This is a genomic window from Ruminococcus sp. AF17-22AC (assembly GCF_003460065.1).
In the GTDB taxonomy this organism is placed as follows: Bacteria; Bacillota; Clostridia; order Lachnospirales; family Lachnospiraceae; genus Blautia_A.
Map to the genome: position 1 here is coordinate 237,047 of NZ_QRXT01000003.1, position 23,417 is coordinate 260,463.

Consider the following 23,417-nt stretch of genomic DNA (forward strand, 5'->3'; position numbering starts at 1 on the left):
AGGAGCAACAGATATGAAGACCTTTGGAATGAAAACTGTCATTCATTTTGGAGACAACGCTCTGGATCGTCTGAGAGAGATACCATACAAGAGAGTACTCATCATTACGGATCCTTTTGTAGTGCAGAGCAAAATGATTGACCTGATTACAGAGCCTTTGGCAAAGGGTGGCATTGAGTACGACATTTTCAGTAATGTAGTTCCGGATGCGCCAGTAGATAAGGTGGCAGACGGTGTTAAGAAATTTTTAAGCTATCAGCCGGAAGCAGTTATTGCAGTAGGCGGTGGATCTGCTATCGATTCCTCCAAGGCAATTCGTGAGTTTGCACTGAAGATCAACCATTACAGCGACGTTGGTCTGATTGCCGTTCCTACAACAAGCGGAACAGGTTCAGAGGTTACATCCTTTGCAGTCGTAAACGACACCGAAGCCAAGGTAAAATATCCACTTATTTCACCAAGTCTGACAGCAGATGAGGCAATTCTCGATGCAGAATTAGTAAAAAGCGTACCTCCGGCTATCACAGCTGACACAGGTATGGACGTATTTACACATGCACTGGAATCTTATGTAAGTACCGATCATAATGAATTTTCAGCAGCACTTGCTGAAAAAGCAATGGAAATCTGTGGCGTATTCCTCCTGAGAGCTTATCTTGACGGAAGTGATATGCACGCAAGACAGAAAATGCATGTAGCATCCTGTCTGGCAGGTCTTTCTTTCAATACAGCAGGCCTCGGAATCACACACAGTATGGCGCATCAGCTCGGTGCACAGTTCCATATTCCTCATGGACGTGCAAATGCAATGCTTCTGCCGCACATTGTAGAATTTAATGCGAATATCAACAAACGAAGCAGAAGTCAGAAGACATATCTTCCTTCCGTAGAAAGATATGCATCCGTCGCACATATCCTGGGACTGAGCAATTATAATCAGGTGATGAGCGTACGTTCTCTCGTAAACTGGATTCAGTTTATGCAGAAAGAAATGAATATCCCGATGACGATTCAGGAAATCGGAACGATCAGCCCGGATGAATATTTCGGAGCAATCGACAAGATGGCAGATGCAGCGCTTGCGGATGCATGCACAACAAACAATCCGAGAATCCCGACAAAAGAGGATATTATGAAGATTTACAAAAAACTCTGGTCTTTCTAAGGACCGGGTGAGCAGGAGATGCCGGAATGAACATTTACAGCAAAAATGGAGATAAGGGGACAACAAATCTTGTCCACACAAAAAATGTCTCAAAGTCTGATGACCGCGTTCGGCTGTTTGGGGACCTTGATGAATTGAATAGCTATCTGGGTCTTGTCAAGACGATGATCGATGAAACGGACACGATCCGTATGCTCGAGAAGGTGCAGATGACCTTGCTTATGATCATGGATGGAGTGGCAGATCCTTTTAACAGAGAATATAAGGTAGACGATGACAAAACAGAGCTTCTGGAAGAAGAAATCTCCCGTCTTGAGGAACTTTTTCCCCACAGTATGGAGATGCGTCTTCCGGGGCAGTGCCGTCTGTCGGCGGAGATAGATGTGGCAAGAACTGTGGCACGACGCGCGGAGAGAGCACTGGCTGCAGTTAGTGTCAAATTTGGTGCAGATAACGGGGCCAAAAAATATATGAACCGTCTGGCAGATTATCTTTATACACTTGCCAGATATGCCGATGCAAAAAACAGTGGAAAAGCATCTGCTGTTGTGGAAAAATCAGCAGAAATTGCTGTGCACGGTGGAAAAGATGAGGTCAGAACCATGGAAACAAATCAGACAGGTACAGTAAATGAGACTGTCATTCAGGAAGTACTCAGAAAAATGGGGATTCAGGGAAGAATTTCTCTGGACAGCGCGAAACGCCTGATCGAGAAGATTGAACAGGAAGCAGAGCGCCGCGGCAAAAAGGCCGTAATCGCAGTCTGTGGACCGGATGGAAATCCGATTGCTGTACACGTGATGGATGGAGCTTTTCTGGTAAGCTTTGATGTGGCAACCAAGAAAGCATATACTTCTGTTGCAGTCAAGATGTCCACGCAGGAGCTAAGTGTACTTGCACAGCCGGGTGGAACATTCTATGGTGTAGACAAGATGGATAACGGTAAGATCGTAATCTTTGGAGGCGGTGTTCCGCTCAAAGTTGGAGATACGATTATCGGGGGCCTGGGTATCAGCGGTGGAACCGGTGAAGAAGACCACAGCCTTGCCGAATATGGATTATCTGTACTGAATGAAGTACTTTAAAAGGACCCCTTCGGGGGTCCCTTTTTTGCATTGCATATCGAGGAGGCACCGGTGGCGCGTCCGCTGATTATGCTTTCTTATATTTTCCGGGAGTGATTCCCTTATATTTCTTAAAAGTCCGGATAAAATAACTGAGATCGTTAAAACCGTTGCGGTAGGCAATTTCTGTGATCGAATCATCTGTAGTGGAGAGCTGGTAACATGCATGTTCGATTCGCTGGTGATTCAGATAATCCATTGGTGTCTGATGTGTCATTTCCGAAAAGAATCTGCAGAAATACTTCGGCGACATCGACACAGAAGCAGAAAGCTGCTGCAAAGTAAGCGGAGAAGCATAGTTGTGTTCGATGAAATCCAGGACCTGTTTGAGCTGCAGGATTCTCTTGTAATCCCGCCTTGTACGTGTGACACTTTCAAGATAGTAATGATTACCAAAAACAAGGCCGAAAAAGTGGTAAAATTGTCCAATCACGGTCATTTCGTAGCCGACAGGCTTTTTCCAGAGCGCATCAAAAAGACTGTTTACAACATCACAGATATCTGGATGCTTCGGTGAAAAGTGATGATAGATCATGATTTCCTGGTGCAGGATTTTCTGTATATATCCGGCACAGGCCGAGTTGTTTTTCAAAAAGAAGTTACCGTCAAAGACAATACACTGGTAGACACAATCATCAGGAATCCCGCTGTGCAGGATGCCGCTGTGCACAAAAATGATATCCCCCGGCATCGCGATGAAGCTTTTTTCGTTTAAAGTGACGGTGAGTGAACCTTTCAGGATTCGGATGATTTCATATTCGACATGCCAGTGGTAAGACATGACATAGCGAGGATGGTTCGATTCAATATGGTGAAATTCAAAAGGAAAGTCATAAGTTCCTCTGAGACGGGCTTCGTTACGGTCAAGATCGTGCAAAATAAGTTCCTCCCTGTGCTGAGTTTATAGATTTTTTACAAAATAATTAAAAAAAGTGAATATTGTACTGTTTTTTGCTATTATATCACAAGTAATTCTGCTTTGGCAATTGTATACTATGAAATATAGGAAACAATGAAGTTTTTTAGTGAAAACTTCTTGAAAACAATCTATTTCATAAATTAAATGGAGGTAATCAATCATGGCAAAGAGCAGATTAGTAGGCAGCTATCCGGTTATCGGTATCAGACCAACCATCGATGGTCGTAGAGGAGCCCTTGACGTAAGAGGATCTCTTGAAGAACAGACAATGAACATGGCTAAGTCCGCTGCAAAGCTTTTCGAAGAAAATTTAAAATATTCTAACGGAGAACCGGTTCAGGTTGTTATTGCTGATACCACAATCGGACGTGTTGGTGAAAGCGCAGCATGTGCTGATAAATTCCGTAAAGCAGGCGTAGACATCACACTTACAGTTACACCTTGCTGGTGCTACGGTGCAGAGACAATGGACATGGATCCGCAGACAATCAAAGCTGTATGGGGATTCAATGGAACAGAAAGACCAGGAGCAGTTTACCTTGCATCCGTTCTTGCTACACATGCACAGAAAGGTCTTCCGGCATTCGGTATCTATGGACATGATGTTCAGGAAGCTGATGACACATCTATCCCGGATGACGTTAAAGAAAAATTACTGAGATTTGGCCGCGCAGCAGTTGCAGCAGCATCCATGAGAGGTAAATCTTACCTGCAGATCGGTTCTGTTACAATGGGTATCGGCGGATCTATCATTGATTCCGATTTCATCGAATCCTATCTTGGAATGCGTGTTGAATCCGTTGACGAGGTAGAAATCATCCGTCGTATGACAGAAGGTATCTACGATCACGCAGAATTCGAAAAAGCTCTCAAATGGGCAAAAGAAACATGTAAGATCGGTTGGGATAAAAACCCAGAAGAACTGCAGTTCTCTCCAGAAAAGAAAGAAGAGCAGTTTGAATTCGTAGTTAAGATGGCAGTTATCATCAAAGAGCTGATGAACGGCTGCGATAATCTTGACCCGGCATTCTCCGAAGAAGCAATCGGACACAACGCTCTGGCAGCTGGTTTCCAGGGACAGAGACAGTGGACAGACTTCTATCCAAACGGTGACTTCGCAGAAGCTATGCTGAACACATCCTTCGACTGGAACGGAGCTCGTGAGCCATACATCCTCGCTACAGAGAATGACGTTCTTAATGGTCTTGGAATGATGTTCATGAAACTTCTTACAAACAGAGCTCAGATCTTCGCTGACGTTCGTACATACTGGAGCCCGGAGGCTGTTAAGAAAGCTACAGGATATGACCTTGAAGGCGTAGCTAAAGAAGCTGGCGGATTCCTTCACCTGATCAACTCCGGTGCTGCATGCCTCGACGCTAACGGCGAAGCAAAAGATGAAAACGGCAATGCTGTTATGAAACAGTGGTGGGATATCACAGAAGAAGACCAGAAAGCAATCATGGATAACACAGAATGGTGTATGGCCGACAACGGATACTTCCGTGGAGGCGGATACTCCAGCCGTTATGAAACAAAAGCTCAGATGCCTGCAACAATGATCCGTCTGAACCTTGTAAAAGGACTTGGACCGGTTCTGCAGATCGCTGAAGGATGGACAGTAGCTCTTCCGGCAGAAGTATCTGACAAACTCTGGAAACGTACAGACTACACATGGCCGTGTACATGGTTCGCTCCAAGATGCGATGGCAAAGAGGGACCGTTCAAAACAGCTTATGATGTAATGAACAACTGGGGAGCTAACCACGGTGCTATCTCCTACGGACATATCGGAGCTGACCTGATCACAATGTGCTCTATGCTTCGTATCCCGGTATCCATGCACAACGTACCGGAAAAAGATATCTATCGTCCGGCAGCATGGAATGCATTCGGAATGGATAAAGAAGGTGCAGACTTCCGTGCATGCAAGAACTACGGACCACTGTACAAATAATAAAACAGGCTTTATTTGAAACGCCATGATAAACGCAATGACCTCGGAGAATCCTCCGGGGTCGTTGTATTTCAGGGAGAGATTTGTTTAAATTATAAATAGAAATATGCTATAGTAAACATAGAACAAAATGAACTGCTACAAGTATAAGGTATAGAATAAATGCTTACAGTTTCAAAACTGAATAAAGAAATATTTACAAAAGATATAAAATGTGTCTCTCTGGGAAAACTAAGTTCTGAAGTTGCTGAATTTATATTAAAGAAAAGACCAGACTTGACGGATATCATTTCAGCAAAGCAGGAAATAATTTTCTGGGCTAATCGTGTTGCGCATACAGAACGTCATAAGAATGATTTTATGTCTGATGTAGAATATCAAGAATGTTTTGAAAAGATTCCAGAGATTATTCAAAAACCGGATTATATAAGTATTCATCCCAAAGACGATAGTATTTCGTTCATTAAAGAGTTTTCGGCACATATCTCAGTCGCAGTGAGAATTTCGGGAGATGGGAAGCTCTCATATAGAACAATGTATCCTTTAATGGATGCACAATTATCTCATTACATCGATAAAGGACGTGCATGGAAATATTTACCAGATAAAAATATTTGACTTTCAGGGAGAATAGAATATAATAAACATATAAGAATATAAACAAATAAAATCTGAGGACGGAACAGGCAGCCGTCGCGCCATATGGGTCTTAAAAGAGATGTAGGATTGTCACCCTACCTATTTTATTTGTTTATTAAGAGCTGTTGCCATACGGATGTAAAGAATCTGAGTGGTGGCAGCTCTTTTTTTGTGTCGAAAAACATCAGTTTTTTATTTCTTTTTTATGACAAAAAAGGATTATCATTGTGCTGTGTCTGTGATATGATAAGTTCAGGATTTCAAAAAGATATAACTTTAAGAAAAATACGGAAGATGTATGGAGTGAAGGGGAGAAAACAAAATGAAGAAACTGGCAAAAAGTCTTCTGGTCATTTTGGTGGGACTGTTTATGAGCGTCAATGTCATGGCAGACGTGCAGACAGGTAAGACAGAACCGGATTACAGCACAGACTATTATATGATCGTGGAATCAAAGGCAGGAGGAATTGATTTTTATTCACAGCCGGATTTTGATTCGACGAAGCTGAATGATGAGCAGATACCAAATGGTACAGCACTTCATATTACAGGAGAGGTTGAAGATAAAGAGAATAACCGGACATGGGGATATACAGAATATCACAAGATGAAAGGTTATGCACCGCTGGATGAATGCCGTCCGGCGCAGTCCCGGAAGGAAGCCATTGACTCAGAACTGTATATTGCAGGAAAGGATCATGTAAATTATAGTGCGGATTATGATGTAAAAGCTTATGCAGAAGAAGGCACGCAGAAGCTTTATCAGGGACCGGGAGAGAAATACGGCGAAGTTCCGGGTGTGCGTGATATCGAGAATGGCGAAATACTTCATATTACTGAAGATGCCGAAATGGTTGATGGTAGTTACTGGGGTGTGACAACGGTAGATGGAACTGAGGGTTGGATGGATCTGGAGAAAACAGAAGAATGGCTGAAAGAACATCCGGAAGCGCAGAAAGAAAGCGTTGATGCTGAACCGGTGACAGAAGAGGCAGTTGATGCAGGAGCGGCAACAGAAAATGCAGTCGGCGCAGAGCCGGTCGAGGATTCAGGAGTGGCAGCAGCTTCGAAAACAACGGAAAAATCAGCGACGGCAACCACACCGAAAGCGACCGCGACACCGAAAGTGATCGCAACTCCGAAACCGACCGAGACACCGGCACCGACCGCAACAACTGAGCCGACAGAGACCCCGGCGCCGACCGTAACAACTGAGCCGACAGAGAACCCAGTGTCGACCGCAGCTACCGGGCCGACTGAGACACCGGAAGTAACAGCGACAGTTGAACCGGAAAAAGAAAATACAGAAGCTGCACAGGATGCGACAGATGCCGAGAGCCGTCAGGCTTCCGGACAGGATGTCAGAAGCACATCCAGCCACTGGTACCAGAATCCGTTTATCTGGATTATTGCGGCAGCAGTTCTGGCAGTAGCAGGATTATTGATCTATCATTATAAGAAACGATAAGAAGTCATGATGATTCATAAGTTTACAGAGGAGAGGCCTGAAAAGGCTTCTCTTTTTGCATTAAAAATGAATTTTCGGTGAGAGTTGTTGACATGCGTTGCACTTACTAAAACTGGAATCAACGGATTCTGGGACTTCCGTTGACTCTGATGGAAGTTGCTTATGCTTGAAGCATCCAATTTTAGTGTTTGCAATGCCTCGGAATAGACTTACTACAATATAAGTCATCCAATTTTAGTGTTTGCAATGCCTCGGAATAGACTTACTACAATATAAATCATCCGATTTCAGTGTTTGCGATGACTTGAAATACACTTGCTACGATATAAGTCATCCGATTTATTGAGATTTTGTGGACTCAATTTCAACTTACTATGGCTTAGGGTATTTGTTTAGCATAATTTTGCGGACCAAGATAGTACTTGCTATTATCAGAGTCATTCACGGCCGGAAATTTGGTTACCTCGTATTGTACTTACTATTATCAGAGTCATTCACAGCCTGAGATTTGGTTACCTTGTATAGTAGATACTATTATAAGAGTCAACGACAGGCCTGAGATGTGGTTACCTTGTATTATACTTGCCATCATATAGACTATCCAGATGGCCTGATTTGGGCTGCCACCTGGAACTATGGATTATCCAAAAGGTCAGTTTTAATATTAGGTAGGAAAATATTCTACATAAATGTGAAATTTCATGCAATTTTAGTTCAAATAAATACGATTTATTGACATGAAATGTAAGTCATGGTAAATTTATCATATCTATTTTCCAATAGGCTAATTGTGACATAAAGTACTTTATGTTGAATAAAAAAATGAAAGAGATGACATTGTGGCATTAAGACGAGAGAGAATGAGGCTTGGTGATCTGCTCATCAGGCAGGACGTTCTTACCGAAGAAAAACTGAAAAAAGCACTGGAACTGCAGAAAGGAACCGGCAAAAAGATCGGTGAAGTTCTTGTAGAGAATGGCTTTATCACTGAAGAAATGATTGCCAGGGCGCTTCAGACGCAGCTCGGACTTAAGATGATCGAACTTACCGGTGTGACGATTCCGAAGGAAGTCCGTAGCCTGGTCAGTGTCAACCTTCTTAAAAAATACCAGTGTATTCCTTTTGAACTTGACCCGTACAATGCGAATATTCTGCATCTTGCGATGGCTGATCCGATGGACATGGCAGCAATCGATGATATTTCAATCGTCACGAACCTGCAGGTGGAACCATATATTGCGACACCGCGTGACATACTGGCGGCAATCGACCGCTGCTATGGTGCGTCCGAAAACATGGATGCTGCGAGACGATTTACACGTGAACGAGAGCAGCTTCGTGGAAATGTGGAAGAGGCAACAGAGACCGATGTCAGTGATGCCCCGATCGTACAGTTGGTACGTTCCCTGATCGAGCAGGCGGTACGACAGAGAGCCAGCGATATTCATATCGAAGCGTTGGAGACAAAAGTTCGTGTGCGTTACCGTATTGACGGTGCTCTCTATGAAAAAATGGTCTACGACAACAGTCTCCTTCCGGCAATCTCCACCCGTATCAAGATTATGGGCGGGATGGACATTTCGGAAAAAAGAAAGCCGCAGGACGGACGTATGTCCGTTATGGTTGACCGCCGGGAATACGATATCCGTATTTCTTCGATTCCGACTGTTCACGGCGAGAAGATTGTTATGCGTATCTCTTCGAAACTGAATCTGACCAGAGATATTAAAGAACTCGGTCTGGATCAGAAAGAGATGGCAACTCTGCAACACATGCTTGCAAAGCCGTATGGAATCATGTTTGTTACCGGACCTACTGGAAGTGGTAAATCTACGACATTGTATACAGCACTCAGTGCCTTAAATAAAGAAGCTGTCAATATTGTAACAGTTGAAGATCCTGTCGAGGCAGATCTTGAGGGCATCAACCAGATTCAGGTAAACAACAAAGTTGATCTGACTTTTGCATCAGCGCTTCGTTCCATCCTGCGTCAGGATCCGGATATCATTATGATAGGTGAAATCCGAGATCAGGAGACTGCTTCGATTGCAGTACAGGCTTCCATCACCGGTCACCTAGTTGTTTCGACCATGCATACCAACAATGCAGTCGGTACGCTGAACCGTATGGCTGATATGGGAGTTGCCCGTTATCTGATCTCCGATGCGATCATCGGTGTTATTGCACAGAGACTTGTCCGCAAGCTCTGTCCGCACTGCCGTAAAAAACACCCTGCAACAGATAAAGAAAAACTTATTCTGAAACGTTCTCTTGCAGAAGAAGTTGAGATTTATGAGCCGGGTGGCTGCAAACTCTGTAATAATACAGGCTATTTCGGAAGAACCGGTGTATTTGAGATCATGGAGGTCAATGAAGAGATGCGTAAGCTGATCGCAGACGATGCAACGACTGAGGAAATGATTGCAGCAGCCAAGAAGAACGGCATGCATACACTTCGTGAGAATGGCATCCGCTATGTACTCGAGGGAGTTACTTCTATCGGCGAAATGCTGAAGGCTTCTTATGAAGAATAAGATGTATCGTTATTGTGGGCAGAATGAACAGCAATAATTCATCTGCACAGAGAAATGCAGTATGAACTGAAAAATTATAGAAATCAGGTAGTAATTCATGTATGATCTGAAAGATCTTTTACAGAGATCCATAGAAGAAAATGCGTCTGACGTCCACTTTACCGTGGGCAAACCGCCATGTTACCGTATCGATGGCGTCTTAAGTGCCATCGAGGGTGAAAGGCTGATGCCGGATACTCTGAAAGAGCTTCTTCTTCCGATTATGGAAGAGCGGCACAAAGAAGAGTTAAAGCGCGACGGTCAGACCGACTTTGCCTACGCCATAGCTGGGGTGGGCCGTTTTCGTGTCAATGTTTTTCAGCAGAGAGGCACGCTGGCATCCGTTATGCGATGCCTTCCGTTTGAGATTCCCGAGCCACAGAGTCTCGGTATCCCAAAAGAAGTAGTAGAGGTCACGAACCGTAAGAGGGGACTTGTCCTTGTTACCGGGCCTACCGGAAGCGGTAAATCCACGACATTGGCATCCCTGCTTCATGTAATTAACCAGAAATATCCTTATCATATTATTACACTGGAGGATCCGATCGAGTATCTTCACCGGCATGACAAATCCATTGTCAACCAGCGTGAGATCGGAAGTGATTCCGGAAGCTATGGAGCAGCGCTCCGTGCGGCTTTACGTGAAGACCCGGATGTCATTCTGGTCGGAGAGATGCGGGATCTTGAGACCATTTCGACTGCGATCACAGCGGCGGAGACAGGACATCTCGTATTTTCGACACTGCATACGATCGGAGCGGACAAAACCATCGACAGAATTATCGATGTATTTCCGCCGGATCAGCAGCAGCAGATCCGTATCCAGCTTGCGGCAGTCCTCGAATGCGTGGTTTCCCAGCAGCTCATCCGTAAGGAACATGGAGGCAGGGTAGCTGCACTGGAAGTATTGTTTGCAAACAATGCGGTCCGCAATCTGATCCGTGAGGGTAAGACTTTCCAGATTCCGTCTGTCATGCAGACAAGCAGGAGAGCCGGGATGATCACGATGGATGATGCCTTATATGATCTCTTTATAAGAGGTGAGATCAGTCAGGATGCGGTAGTGACTTATGCACAGGATCCGGTTGCGATGAACCGTAAGGTGAATTTTGAGATTTAACAGAAAGGACTGAGCAGATGCCCGGTTATACTTATGTTGCCGTCGATGAAAAAGGCAAAGAAAAACGTGGCAGAATGGACGCGGAAAACCGTGATGCGGTTTCACAGCAGCTAAAAAAAGACGGGCTTTTCCCTGTTGAGATCAAAGAACAGGGAGCTTTAAATAAAGACATTGATTTTTCCATCGGAAAGAAAGTCAAGCCACGAGACTTAAGTGTGTTCTGCCGGCAGTTTGTCAGCATTACGCAGGCAGGTGTGCCCATGAAAGAAGCGCTGCAGATGATGACAGAGCAGACAGAAAACAAATGGCTGAAGAAAGCGACTGCCGATGTACTGGTCAATGTAGAAAAGGGTAATACACTGGCAGATTCCATGGCATCGATTCCGGATATTTTCCCGCCGATGCTGGTCAATATGGTGGCGGCAGGTGAATCCTCCGGTAGTCTGGAAATGTCATTTAACCGAATGGCAACACATTTTGAAAAAGAAGCGAAGCTAAAGGCAACGATCCGCAAGGCGACGATCTATCCGATCATTTTGATCTGCGCGGTTATCGGTGTTATTGCGGTTATGCTTTTGTATGTTATTCCGATTTTTATTGATATGTTTGCAGATCTCGATATCGAGATGCCGGCGCTGACGATGGGCGTTATGAATGTCAGCAAATGGACGGCCAGTCACTGGTATGTGATCCTTGCGGTAGTTGCAGCGGTGGTTATTATTTACAGGCTGATCTATGGGACAGAGCAGGGAAGACTGAAAATCGACTACATCAAGATGAAGATCCCACTCTTTGGTAAGCTGACCGTCAAGTCTGCGTGTGCGCAGTTTGCGCGTACGATGAGTACTCTGATGGCGGCAGGTATTTCCACGACGGAATGCCTCGACACTGTGTCAAAGATCATCAACAACATTCATTATAAGAATGCTTTACAGAAGGCAAAAGAAGAAGTAATGAAAGGTATTCCGCTGTCTGAGCCGCTTGCGGCAAGTGAAGTGTTTCCTCCGATGGTCTGCCATATGACCGGAATCGGTGAAGAAACCGGTAATATGGAAGAAATGCTCAGCAAACTGGCGGATTACTACGACGAAGAAGTCGAGATCACGACACAGAGCGTCCTTGCGGCAATGGAACCGCTGATCATCGTATTTATGGCACTGATCGTCGGTACACTGGTCATCGCCGTGCTTATGCCGATTAGATCGATGTATGATGGTCTTGGCTCGCTGTAATGCACTTGCGATTGGGAACCGCGTTAAAAGTTTCCGCATAATTTTCAGGATGTGGCGCAGGAATTGCATGGGGGTCCTGTGTTCATCATAAATTTCCCGGTGGCTGAATGAGAGTTAGGGGAAATACAATATAAACGAAGGAGATGTATCAAAAATGTTTAAACTTCTTAACAAAAAGAAAAACAACAAAGGTTTTACATTTGTAGAACTTGTAATCGCAATCGCTATTCTTGCAATCCTGGTAGGACTTCTTGCACCTCAGTATACAAAATATGTTGAGAAATCAAGAAAAGCTGCAGATGCTTCCAATATGGATGAAATCGTAAAAGTAATCAAAGTTTTTGCAGCAGATCCGGATAATGATCTTCCGGCAGGCAAGTATACTGTTACTATTCCGTCTTCCAGTAGTGGAACAACTCAAGTTAGTAATATTACCAACGAACTGAAAACTGAACTTAATTCTGCTATTCCGAAGTGGGCATCTACTACAACTAAATCTAAAAAATGGAAAAGTGATGGTACTGCTTCCGATATCACAGCAGAAGTTGAGGTAAACAAAGACGGTGGCACATCTGTAAATTATGGACCAGATACTTCAAGCTTTAAAACTTATATGGAAAGTAAAACAGCTAACTCTTCAGCTGCCACAGCAGACGGAAAATAAAAACAGCTTAAATTACTGAAACATCAGTAGTATTTATCTGCTTACTAAACAAACACACCCCCTGAAAGGAATTCCCTATGCTTCTTTTCCTCGATTCAATTCCATACATTATAATCTTTATATTTGGAATCGTGATCGGCAGCTTCCTGAATGTCTGTATTTACAGGCTTCCGCTGCATGAGTCCATCATTACGGCGCCCTCCCACTGTATGACCTGTGGGAGGAAGCTTCGATGGTACGACATGGTTCCTGTATTCAGCTGGATCGTACTGGGTGGAAAATGTCGTAACTGTAAATCAAAGATTTCTGTGCAGTATCCGATCATAGAGGCACTGAACGGTGTTCTTTATGTACTGGTATGTGCAGTCAATGGACTGAACTGGTCAAGTCTTTTGTATTGTCTGATGACATCGGCACTTCTGACACTCAGCCTGATCGACTGGCGCACATATGAAATTCCCTTTGGGATCAATGTATTTCTGTTTTTTATCGGTATCGCAGCAACCGTATCAGACCGGGGAAATCTGATTTCCCATCTGATCGGTGCTGTCTGCGTCAGCGCTTTTCTGGAAATTTTGTTCCTGTTAAGCGGCGGCAGGGCGATCGGCGGCGGTGATATCAAGCTTATGGCAGCCTGCGGGCTGATCCTCGGATGGAAACAGATCATTCTTGCATTTTTGCTTGGATGTATCATTGGTTCAGTCGTACATACAATCCGCATTAAGGTAAGCGGTGCCGGCCATATGCTGGCAATGGGACCGTATCTTTCTGCCGGAATTTTTCTGGCGGCACTATGGGGCAATGCATGGATCGGCTGGTATCTTTCCCTTCTGGGTCTGTAACAGCTATTTATAACTGAGAGAAATACTTTCGGTTATAAAAATATACTTTCTGTGAGATACAGAAACTATATTTTTGTGACTGAATGCCAGAATAAAAAAGAATCTTCGGATTTTAATCGTATAAACGGAGGAAACCTGAAAATGGCGAAAATTTTGACGATAGAAATTGATACAGCACAGCTTCGTGTGGCAGAGGTTGACAGCCGCGGCCAGCATATTTATCACTGTTTTGTACTGCCTGTTCCGCAGGGAGCCGTAGATGACGGACAGATTCGTGATACAAAAAGCCTCGGAAAACTTCTGAAAGCAGAACTTATCAGACGGGGAATCAAAACCAAAAAGGTATTTTTTGCGGCAGGTTCTTCAAGGATAGCCAGCAGGGAGGTCCGTATTCCGTTTGTCAAGAAAGACAAGATTCAAAACATTATCCAGGAAAATGCAACGGATTATTTCCCGATTGATATTTCCGGCTACGTACTTTCCTATAGTATTATTGATATTGAATCAAAGGAACAGGAGACAGGAGGTGCTGTTCGCCAGTATCATCTGATGGTCTATGCGGCACCGACGGCGATCTCGACTGCCTTCCGTGAATTTGCAGAGGTTGCAGGCCTTAATATGACAGGTATCGGATTTACCGGTGACAGCGTTTATTCCGCAGTCAAGACGACTTTTGCGGATGGATTACATATGCTGGTCAAGATTGAGTTTGATTCAACCAGTATCAGTATCATCAAAAACGGAGAACTTACACTGCAGCGAAACATCAACTATGGTGTCGACAGTGCGGTCGAGACAGTACGTTCCTTTCCTCAGTTTGGTGAAGATCTGAGTCAGCAGGATGCTCTGGCAGTACTGCACGATGAGCACTGTATTCAGGACACGCTGAACTGGGCAGGCTACACAGGAACAGATCCGCAGGAAGAACTGCTCGAAAATGCCCGCGCAGAAGTGACTGAGAGTTTCCGTTATTTGATCGGCAACGTTTCACGAATTATGGATTATTATACTTCCCGTAATGCAGATGCGATATTTCTTTCCATTTCAATCTGCGGTCTTGGTGCGGGAATCAAGGGAATGAACCGTCTGCTTTCCAACGAACTCGGACAGAACGTGGAAATACTTTACGCGATCCGCGGCTGTACATGTCCGGATTTCCCGGAAGGAGAGGGAATCTATCTTTATACATCCGTTTTTGCGGCAACACGTTCCGGTGTAAACCTTATGGAAAAGGTAACCCGCAAAAAGAAAGAAAACAAGGATTCTTTAAGTGGTGCGATCCTGATCTGCGCAGTAGGTGTGGCAGCCGGTGTGGCACTGACGGTGGCAGGTGTGGCAAGCCGTGTATATCAGCAGCATCAGCAGGATTACCTCAATCAGCGAATCGATGAGGAAAGCTCTATTGAAGAAATTTACAATGCATACAATACTGCGCAGGAGCAGTTTAATAACTATCAGAATATGTACCAGTACACCAACACCCCGAATGAAGGGCTGAAGGAATTTCTTGAAGAAATGGAACAGAAGATGCCGTCCGACATCACACTGGAGACATTCAGTTCTGACGGTTCACAGGTCAGCTTCACTATGCGTGTTTCAAGTAAATCTGCAGCAGCGAATGCCCTGATGCAGCTTCGTACCTTCGAAAGCCTTGCGACAGTCACGACGACAGGACTTGAGGAGGATGAGGCCGGAACTGTGGCGATGAGTGTGATCTGTACCTATGCAAATCCGGCACCACTGGATAATACCGAAGAATAAGGAGGCAGACGGGACATGAACATTTCCATGCGTGACAAAAAATTATTACTGATGTTTTCCGGTGTAGCGGTATTCGGACTGGGCTGGTTTTTCGGGTATCGTCCGCAGATGGAGGAAGCAGCGAATATCGAGGCGGCAAACAAACCACTCGAAGAACGTCTGTCCAATCTTCTGGAGCTTGCGAAAAACAAAGATTTTTATATCAGCGAGACAGAGAGTGCCCAGAGCAAAATCAACGAATATGTAGCGAAATTTCCTTCCGATGTAAAAGAAGAAAACGGCATCGTACTTGCACAGAATATAGAAAATAATATCGGAATGCAGATTTCCAATGTCGGAATCGCGACCAAAGAGTTTGTAGCTTCAATCGACGGAAGTACAGAAGAAGAGATCGCAGAGCAGAACGCGACAATGTCAGAGCAGGCAAATGCACAGACGCAGGAGCAGATTGATGAGATTGAAGGTACGGACAGTCAGGCGGCCGAAGATCTTCAGAATGCTTCAGACGCGGCAGCAGCACAGGCGGACAGTACTTCACAGACACCGGTGCTTTACCGTACACAGGATACCATGCAGTTTACCGGAACATATGAGAATCTGAAAGATGTAATCGCATATCTTGCAGAGCAGACCGGAAGACTTACGGTAGATAATATGAATGCATCCTACGATACCTCTACCGGCTATCTGACAGGAAGTATTGTAGTCAACATGTTTTCCATGACGGGAACAGGAAACAGCTATACAGAACCGGATGCCGGTCAGGTGGCATACGGAACCGGCAATCTGTTCGGAACGCTTGAACAGGCGGCAGCGGCAAATGCAGATCAGGCATCTGAAGGAGATGGCAGTGACGGCCAGAGTGACAACGGTCAGGAAGGAGAAAATACAGACGAAACAGCAGCTCCTGCTGATGGTCAGGGTCAGTCATAATATGCATGTATGTTAGAGGGGAAAATATAAGCCCCTCTATCTGTCTATATATCGATACTTCATTCTGGAAAGGAGTGGCAGCAGCCCTATGAATGAGCAAAAAAGAAAAAATCCGAATGCCGGAATGACGCTTCTTGAGGTCATTATCGCAGTCAGTATTTTTTCCATAACGGCAATTGTACTCCTGCAGGGATTTGTTACTTCCAGCCGGATCAACCGCAAATCAAATCTTTATCTGGAAGCAACGACAGCAGCGCAGAACATCATGGAGGAAGTCAAGGCAAAAACTTTCGAGGAAGTTTCACTGGCATTTAACTATCCGTTTGATTTAAATGGTGATACAAGAATCAGTTTTTTGAATCCACAGAAAGATAAGATAAAAAGCGGGGAACTTGGAATACGTGAAGTCCTGAAAGCTTCCGGAAATGGCGGAACAACTTATAATTCCGTCAGTCAGTACAGGGATGGAATGGATGAATCCAAAGTGACGGCATCGGTGATCTCGACAGATGGCGGCAAGACTTATAAGTTTAATCCGCGAAAAAAAGGTTCCAATGCATCGAAATATTATTTCGAATTAACGAATGTGACAGTGAATCATGAGAGTTTTGATGCGCTGGTAGAGTTTGATGGAAGCGAAAGTTCCGGATACAAAGAAAAGACTGTCACCGGTACAGGAACCGGAAAGAACGATTATCTTGCACCGAAGATTTCTGATATGGACAGCAAGACAAATGCATTTCTGATCATGCCGCGTAACTGGGATGAAGATGCCATGCAGCAGATGGTGGCAGGACAGAAAAGTGCCGCGATCGATAAAATGAATACGGATGCCGGAAATAATGCGGCAGACAGTGATACCTATCAGCCACTGGACTGGAAGGATGTCTACAAATATACAAAGAGAACGCTGTATATCAAGATCGAGGAGAGTGGCGGAACGGTCAGGGCTGAGGCAAGATATGTCTTAAGCGCGTACGACTATAAGAAATCCGGTGGAACAAAGTATGAAACCATGAGCCTCTGCCCATGTGGCGGCAAAGGTGAAGACGAAGATGTTCCGGGATGTTTCTGTACATACAAGAGTGCATATGTACCATTTTACAGCTCTGAGACGGGGGAAGCACTGAAAAATATTTTTATTTTTTATTATCCGAACTACAATTCAACCAGTGCGACAAATCCATATGACAAGATCATACTGGATAACACGACAAACTATGAAGTCAATTTTCATGTGACGAAGCAGAGAGATGAGGCAAATAATGTACCGACTTCTGCGCAGGAAGCACAGTATCGTATGTCTCTGACTGTCAATGAGAATCCGGCTGCGAGAAACAAGAGCAACTGGAATACAAACCCGAGTCTTTATAAGGCCGTTACAAAACTTCGCACAAACCTTGATTACAACATCAGCGATATGAATGAAGTGCTGAACCGTCCGAAGATCAGCCAGATGTCCCTGACTTATCAGGCGGTCAATGATAAAGGCACCAAAGGGGCGAAGGTGACAAATGCATCAGCAAAGAAAGTACTGGACTGTAACAGTCTGGATGACCGGGAAGCGGAAGACCGCATTTATACTGCCAAGGTAAGCGTATATAAAGCGGGAGCTGCCGCAAAGAATTTTCCTGACAGCGATCTTGTTGTGACGCTGGACGGAGCAAAAGAAGACTAGACCTCCGGGGAGGAAACAATGAGAAACATCACAAAGACAAAAAGACAGCAGAATCAGGGCTTTTCACTTTTTACCGTACTGATCGCGGTTTCTTTTGTGGGAATTCTTGGGCTTTTGGTGCTTTATATTGCACTTGCAAACTTTAATATGAAAGTTACGGATCTGAAAGGCAAGGATAGTTTTTACACGGCTGAGCGCGCGTTGGAGGAAATCCGTACCGGTCTTCAGGAAGATGTGGGCAATGCCATGTCCAAAGCATATACGCAGGTGCTCGAAACTTATAATAAAGAGAACCGTTCACAGGATTCTTCCATGGACAGGCAGCGCCAGAACGATTTTCAGGATCGTTTTATCAAGGAACTTATGCGGACTCTCCGTGTGTCGAAGACAGAAGATAATATTTATAATATGGAGAGACTCCGCGGATATGTGGATCTGGAGTATGACGAATTAAAAGAATCTCTGATCATCACCAATCCGGCCGGAAGTGCCCCTTTGATGAAAGCAGTCAAAAATGTCGGCAAAAATACAGAGAATAATGGAGTCCTTCTGAAAAATCTTAAGGTAATCTATGTAGATGAAAAGGGACACGCAGCCATCATCTGTACGGACATAAGGCTTCTTGTTCCGGAAGTTCAGTTTCCGACGCCGTCTACTCTGCCGGATCTTATGAATATGATCGTTGTAGCGGATAAGGGAATTATCTGTGAGGGAAATGAGAGTACACCTACTTCCATCAACGGAAGTATTTATGCAGGCAACCTGCCTGCCGCAGCGACAACTGATCCTGATACCAGTATCCAGGTCACATCCGGGGCAAGCCTGAATGTGGAATCCGGAGACAAAGTTGTATGTAAAGGTGAGATCAGCGTAGGGTTGAATTCTACATTTACCAGTGGGGGAAGTGTCAATCTGTGGGCACGTGGACTGAATGCAGCTTCTGTAAAGAATGTCACTCTTTCCGGAACGACATATTTTGCAGATGATCTTACGATCGCAGGCAAAAATAACAATGTGAAGATCAGTGGTAATTATTATGGATATGGTTCTTATGAATCTGCAACTTCGGATGACTGTGTGGCGAAAGACCAGTATATACAGTCTGGCCTGAGCGGAGCGGCTTTGAGCAGTGCAATCGTTGTCAATGGCAAGAATACGACACTGGATCTTTCCGATACACAGAAACTGATGATTGCCGGACGAAATTATATTGCAAGTTCAAAAGTAAAAGCAAATGACCGGACCAATACCAATGACGTGGTTACGGGCGAGAGTCTGACTGTTAAGGGTACGCAGCTTGCCTACCTTGCACCGGCTGAAATTCTCGGAGCATCCGGAAATCCAATGACTTATGATGACTATCTGACACATTTAAACGGTGCCGATGAGATTTCCGTAAACTGGGATACTGCAGTTGAAGCATGGGGAGGCAGGACTCTTCGTGAAATCGGTGTTGACAGCACTGAACCGGTGCAGGCTGTTTTTTATAATGATAACAGCGCGACGGGATATGTTTATTTTTATCTGAATTTTACAGATGCACAGAAGTCAGCAGATTTTATGCAGATGTATTATCAGAACAATCCGACTATCAAGATAAATATGGACAAATATCTTTCTTTCTATTTCGGAGGGGAAGATTCCGGAATTACGGTGAAAGATGCAGATTCTTATCTGCGTTATATCACCAACGGAAATGTGCTCTCCTACAGTGGAGCGGATACACAGGGAAGCCTTGAGGAGGCGACCGGCGTCAATCCAGGCGAAAAGATCCTCCAGGAAGAGGTGGGTTATCAGAATAGCTGGTATGCGCTGAACCGTAAGATGATCACCAGTTATGACCTTCTGAATAAAGAAGTCAAAGAAGACGGCGGCGGAACGATGCATGATGAAACGGATAGTGACCGCAGTGTATATGACAATCTTGTAAATGAGAAAAAAATGGTCTCATATATTAAGGATACTGTAAAAGATGGTACAGGGAAATACGTGTTTACTGCCAGTGATGAAGACGGCGGTCTTCAGGCAATTATGTATGACAACGGAGAAACAGGTGTAAATAAGACACTGAAAATCAGTGAAAATGATGCTGACAAACTTCGTCTTGTAGTCTGTACCGGAGATGTTGAAATTGAAGCAGGAGTGAAATTCCAGGGAATCATTATGGCGAAGGGTACGATTACTCTGAAGTCAGGGGCGCAGCTTGAATCTGCACCGCTGGAAGCTGCCAGAGTATTTCAGGCACAGATGAGCTCATATGGAGATAAAGACAGTATCAAACCGCAGGATTTCTTCTGGGAAGGTGACAAATACGTACTCGGAAATTCAGCTTCCTCAGGAAAGAAAGATACTTTGAATGGTTCGGATACATACAGCATAGCGGATTGTGTATCTTATGAGAACTGGAAGAAAGAATAAATATACAGAAAAGAAGGAGGTGAGGGCAGCATGAAGAACAAAAACAAGGGCTTTACACTGGTGGAAATGATCATTGTCATCAGTATTTTTGCCATTCTTCTTGGAATCATCGTGCCTTCTCTTAATTCGATTCTGGGCTTTCGGGTAAACCGGGCTGCCAATTCGATCGCGGCAGCTCTGGATAAGACAAAGACAGAGGCTTCCAATCGTCTGGTCGGCGAGATGAAGCTGGAAAAAAGAGAAGACGGTTATTATATCAGTTATTATCTGGACCGCGGCAAAGTGAGCGGTGAGTCAAACGTAAAGCAGGATCAGCCGGAAAAGATTGCTCCGGCAAAAACAATGATCAGTTATACAACCAGTTCCGGTACAACGCAGGAGCTTGGTGCAGGTGACAGCATTGTGATCACATATGACCGCGCAACCGGTGCATTCCTTCCGCTGCAGGAAAAAACGTGGACGCAGAAAGAAATTCTTTCTGTGCTGGCAGCAGGCGAGGATATCCCACTTACAAGAACAGGGGAGTACTGTACACAGATTACAGTCAGTGGCGGCAGCCGTTACAAGAGACTGAGTCTGATTCAGGAGACCGGCAAGTATGAGATAACTTCCGGACATAATTAATTCTGTGTGAAGCAGATACATTTTGTATGAATTGCGATTTTGTGATTTTTTGGAGGAGAAGATCCCATGAAGATAAGAAGAATAAAAAATACAGCAGAAAAATTCAGAAATCGAATCGCGAAGATGCAGACGGATAATCGTGGACTGACATTGATCGAACTGATTATTACGGTTGCGATCATTGCGATTTTTTCCGGTGTGGTACTGACCTTTATTACGACCGGAAGCAATACATACAGAAGTACATCCAGCAGTGCGAAGGTACAGATGGAGACACAGGAACTGATCGACAGAATGGAAGATATGATCATTGACACCAACAGAAGTCTTTATTATGCGAATGGTACAGGTGAGAATATCGGATCCGCAATCAAAAATGATATCAAACAGAGCGGCACAGGAAACAGTGACGGAAACAAGACTTTCATCGTCTGCAACGAATACAAAAATAACGATGGAAACACCAGCCAGTACATCTGCGATGTGATCGACTGGGATAAAGAAGATGCGACTGTTTATTACAGTCAGAGAGAATATACAGCTTCAAGCAGTTCTGACGGGGCAGGAAAAGATGATACAGAAACAGCAGCATTTTCTGCGGATGAGGGAGATGCAGCAGTATTTTCTCCGGATGAAGAAGATGACGGAGAGCAAAATGTGCGTAATGCCCGTACAAAGGTGAAGCGTTCTGTCCTTGCAACAGGTATTCTTGATTTCCGTGCCGATCTTACCAGAGTGGAATCCGACAATATCGTGCGTTTCCAGCTCAGCACAGAAAACGGAAAAAAAGAGATTGAGACACTGCACAGTGTCAGTCTTCGAAATAAAGTAAAAGTAAAGAAACCGGCAGATTCCGTTGAAGATACAGAGCCGACTGATGTGGGAATCCGTATTTCCTATGTACCGGCATCCATGGATCCGGGTACTTCCGATAACCTTGCCTATGATCTGACAGGAAACGGCAGCATTGATCCGTCAACGATTACCTGGACGGTAGTACGCGACGGACAGAACGGAAGCTTCCCGGGCGAGGATCATACCAACAGCAGGCTTACAATCAACGGAAATGCTTCAGGATCAATCACGGTCAAAGTTTCGGCGAAGACAAGTTCCGGCAAATGGATCGAGTCCGCACCGGTAACAATCCAGATTACGGCAAAAGCCGCTCCGACCCCGACCGCGGCACCGGAGCCGACCGCGACACCGGTCCCGACAAGTACACCGGTGCCGACTGCAACACCGGCACCAACAAGTACGCCGGTGCCGACACCAGTCCCGACAGATGGGGAGATTATTTTGGGTGGTGATGCTAAGTATGATACAGTTATAGCCGGTGAAACTTATCAGTGTACAATCTATCATGATCATGGTTTCCGTTTTAAACCAAAGGATAGTGGTCAGAATTATTCGGTAACATGGTCTTTGAAAGGGAAACCGGCAGGCATTTCAATGGGAGGCGGTCAGAATACGGATCAAACAGTTTCTGTAGATGTGAATGCAGTAAATGGCTTTGTTTTGTGTGCTGATTATGTAAATAAGGACAATGGAAAGACTGTGCATGTTGAAAGAGAATTTAAAGTATCATCGAAGACAAAGCTTCAGCTCTGGGATGAAGACAATCATCAGATAGTAGAGAATGATGAGGTCACTGTAACGAAATCTTATCAGCTACGTGCATTAGTTGAGGTCTATGATGCGAGTGGAAATGCATCAGATGTTCCAATTGTAGCAAATAAAGCAGAAACGACTGTACAGGCAAACAATCAGACAATGAATCTGTCAGCAGATGGCCAGGGATGGATATACGCACCAACGAAACCGGAAGATGTACGGATTACGCTTCAGTTGCGTAAATATACTGGAACTTTCTGGAGTGCAAACAACAATTTCCCAACAGATAATGCGAATTATAATGCAGCGTTTAATGTAAAAGCAGTACTTCCTGCATATCATGCGGAGATTGTTGGTCCGGATAAGATTGGATATAACGAATCAGCAGAATTTTATCTTTCATTGACAGATATGGATGGAAATCCGGTTGATGCAAAGGTCACATGGAGTGGAAATTATAATGGAACCGGTGGGAATATGACTCCAAATGAGACAAAAACAGGAATAAATAATAAAGTCAGGTTTGACCCATATAATAAGCGGCAGGCGGCTACTTATCCAGTGTTTGCTACATATAAAATTCTGGATGCAGAAGTGACAGTTACAAAAAATATTACCGTTACAAATAAATGAGAAAGTTTGTTGGCTTTTTCGTTTGAGGTGTATTTGACGAGAATTGTTTTGGCAAA

General features: G+C 44.4%; 17 protein-coding genes. 16 read left to right on the forward strand and 1 reads right to left on the reverse strand.

Features of this window, described 5'->3' with window-relative positions:
• Positions 1–13 precede the first annotated feature (13 nt).
• Both DWW86_RS06405 and DWW86_RS06410 read left to right on the forward strand, forming a co-directional pair.
• On the forward strand, positions 14–1,165 hold the full coding sequence (locus DWW86_RS06405) for a 1-propanol dehydrogenase PduQ (protein WP_072521938.1): 1,152 nt from the start codon (positions 14–16) through the stop codon (positions 1,163–1,165).
• Between the two features lie 26 nt (positions 1,166–1,191).
• A complete protein-coding gene (locus DWW86_RS06410) occupies positions 1,192–2,250 on the forward strand; it encodes a cob(I)yrinic acid a,c-diamide adenosyltransferase (RefSeq protein ID WP_117942601.1) in 1,059 nt (352 codons plus the stop codon).
• Positions 2,251–2,317: 67 nt separating this feature from the next.
• Here the strand turns inward: DWW86_RS06410 and DWW86_RS06415 are convergent, their stop codons facing one another.
• Entirely contained in the window at positions 2,318–3,166 is an 849-nt protein-coding gene (locus tag DWW86_RS06415; protein ID WP_072521936.1) for a helix-turn-helix transcriptional regulator, read from the reverse strand.
• Between the two features lie 202 nt (positions 3,167–3,368).
• Here DWW86_RS06415 and DWW86_RS06420 point away from each other — a divergent pair, with 202 nt between their 5' ends.
• The 14 genes from DWW86_RS06420 (at position 3,369) to DWW86_RS06485 (ending at position 23,361) form a co-directional block, all read left to right on the forward strand.
• Positions 3,369–5,165: an L-fucose isomerase gene (locus DWW86_RS06420; protein WP_015542048.1), complete on the forward strand. Its 1,797-nt coding sequence runs from the start codon at positions 3,369–3,371 to the stop codon at positions 5,163–5,165.
• Between the two features lie 162 nt (positions 5,166–5,327).
• Complete coding sequence (locus tag DWW86_RS06425; RefSeq protein WP_072521935.1) at positions 5,328–5,783, forward strand: PBECR3 domain-containing polyvalent protein; 456 nt, start codon at positions 5,328–5,330, stop codon at positions 5,781–5,783.
• Between the two features lie 343 nt (positions 5,784–6,126).
• Positions 6,127–7,272, forward strand: coding sequence for a hypothetical protein (locus tag DWW86_RS06430; protein ID WP_117942602.1), 1,146 nt, complete (start codon positions 6,127–6,129; stop codon positions 7,270–7,272).
• 839 nt (positions 7,273–8,111) lie between these two features.
• A complete protein-coding gene (locus tag DWW86_RS06435; protein WP_117942603.1) occupies positions 8,112–9,806 on the forward strand; it encodes a GspE/PulE family protein in 1,695 nt (564 codons plus the stop codon).
• A 97-nt stretch (positions 9,807–9,903) separates the two neighbouring features.
• A complete protein-coding gene (locus tag DWW86_RS06440; protein ID WP_117942604.1) occupies positions 9,904–10,965 on the forward strand; it encodes a type IV pilus twitching motility protein PilT in 1,062 nt (353 codons plus the stop codon).
• A gap of 17 nt (positions 10,966–10,982) precedes the next feature.
• The gene (locus DWW86_RS06445) at positions 10,983–12,197 is read left to right on the forward strand and encodes a type II secretion system F family protein (RefSeq protein ID WP_117942605.1); all 1,215 of its coding nucleotides are present in this window, start codon (positions 10,983–10,985) and stop codon (positions 12,195–12,197) included.
• A 154-nt stretch (positions 12,198–12,351) separates the two neighbouring features.
• Positions 12,352–12,861: a type II secretion system protein gene (locus tag DWW86_RS06450; RefSeq protein ID WP_117942606.1), complete on the forward strand. Its 510-nt coding sequence runs from the start codon at positions 12,352–12,354 to the stop codon at positions 12,859–12,861.
• 77 nt (positions 12,862–12,938) lie between these two features.
• Positions 12,939–13,703, forward strand: coding sequence for a prepilin peptidase (locus DWW86_RS06455; protein ID WP_117942607.1), 765 nt, complete (start codon positions 12,939–12,941; stop codon positions 13,701–13,703).
• 141 nt (positions 13,704–13,844) lie between these two features.
• Complete coding sequence (locus DWW86_RS06460) at positions 13,845–15,464, forward strand: type IV pilus biogenesis protein PilM (protein ID WP_117942608.1); 1,620 nt, start codon at positions 13,845–13,847, stop codon at positions 15,462–15,464.
• A gap of 15 nt (positions 15,465–15,479) precedes the next feature.
• Positions 15,480–16,397, forward strand: a complete 918-nt coding sequence (locus tag DWW86_RS06465) for a hypothetical protein (protein ID WP_117942609.1) — start codon at positions 15,480–15,482, stop codon at positions 16,395–16,397.
• Positions 16,398–16,485: 88 nt separating this feature from the next.
• Positions 16,486–18,075 carry a type IV pilus modification PilV family protein gene (locus DWW86_RS06470; RefSeq protein ID WP_117942610.1) on the forward strand — a complete coding sequence of 530 codons (1,590 nt, stop codon included), beginning with the start codon at positions 16,486–16,488 and terminating at the stop codon, positions 18,073–18,075.
• A gap of 18 nt (positions 18,076–18,093) precedes the next feature.
• Positions 18,094–20,493 (forward strand): type IV pilus modification PilV family protein, encoded by a 2,400-nt coding sequence (locus DWW86_RS06475; protein WP_117942611.1) that lies wholly within the window; start codon positions 18,094–18,096, stop codon positions 20,491–20,493.
• A gap of 30 nt (positions 20,494–20,523) precedes the next feature.
• Complete coding sequence (locus tag DWW86_RS06480) at positions 20,524–21,117, forward strand: prepilin-type N-terminal cleavage/methylation domain-containing protein (RefSeq protein ID WP_117942612.1); 594 nt, start codon at positions 20,524–20,526, stop codon at positions 21,115–21,117.
• A gap of 66 nt (positions 21,118–21,183) precedes the next feature.
• Positions 21,184–23,361 carry a PilW family protein gene (locus tag DWW86_RS06485; protein WP_117942613.1) on the forward strand — a complete coding sequence of 726 codons (2,178 nt, stop codon included), beginning with the start codon at positions 21,184–21,186 and terminating at the stop codon, positions 23,359–23,361.
• Positions 23,362–23,417 lie beyond the last annotated feature (56 nt).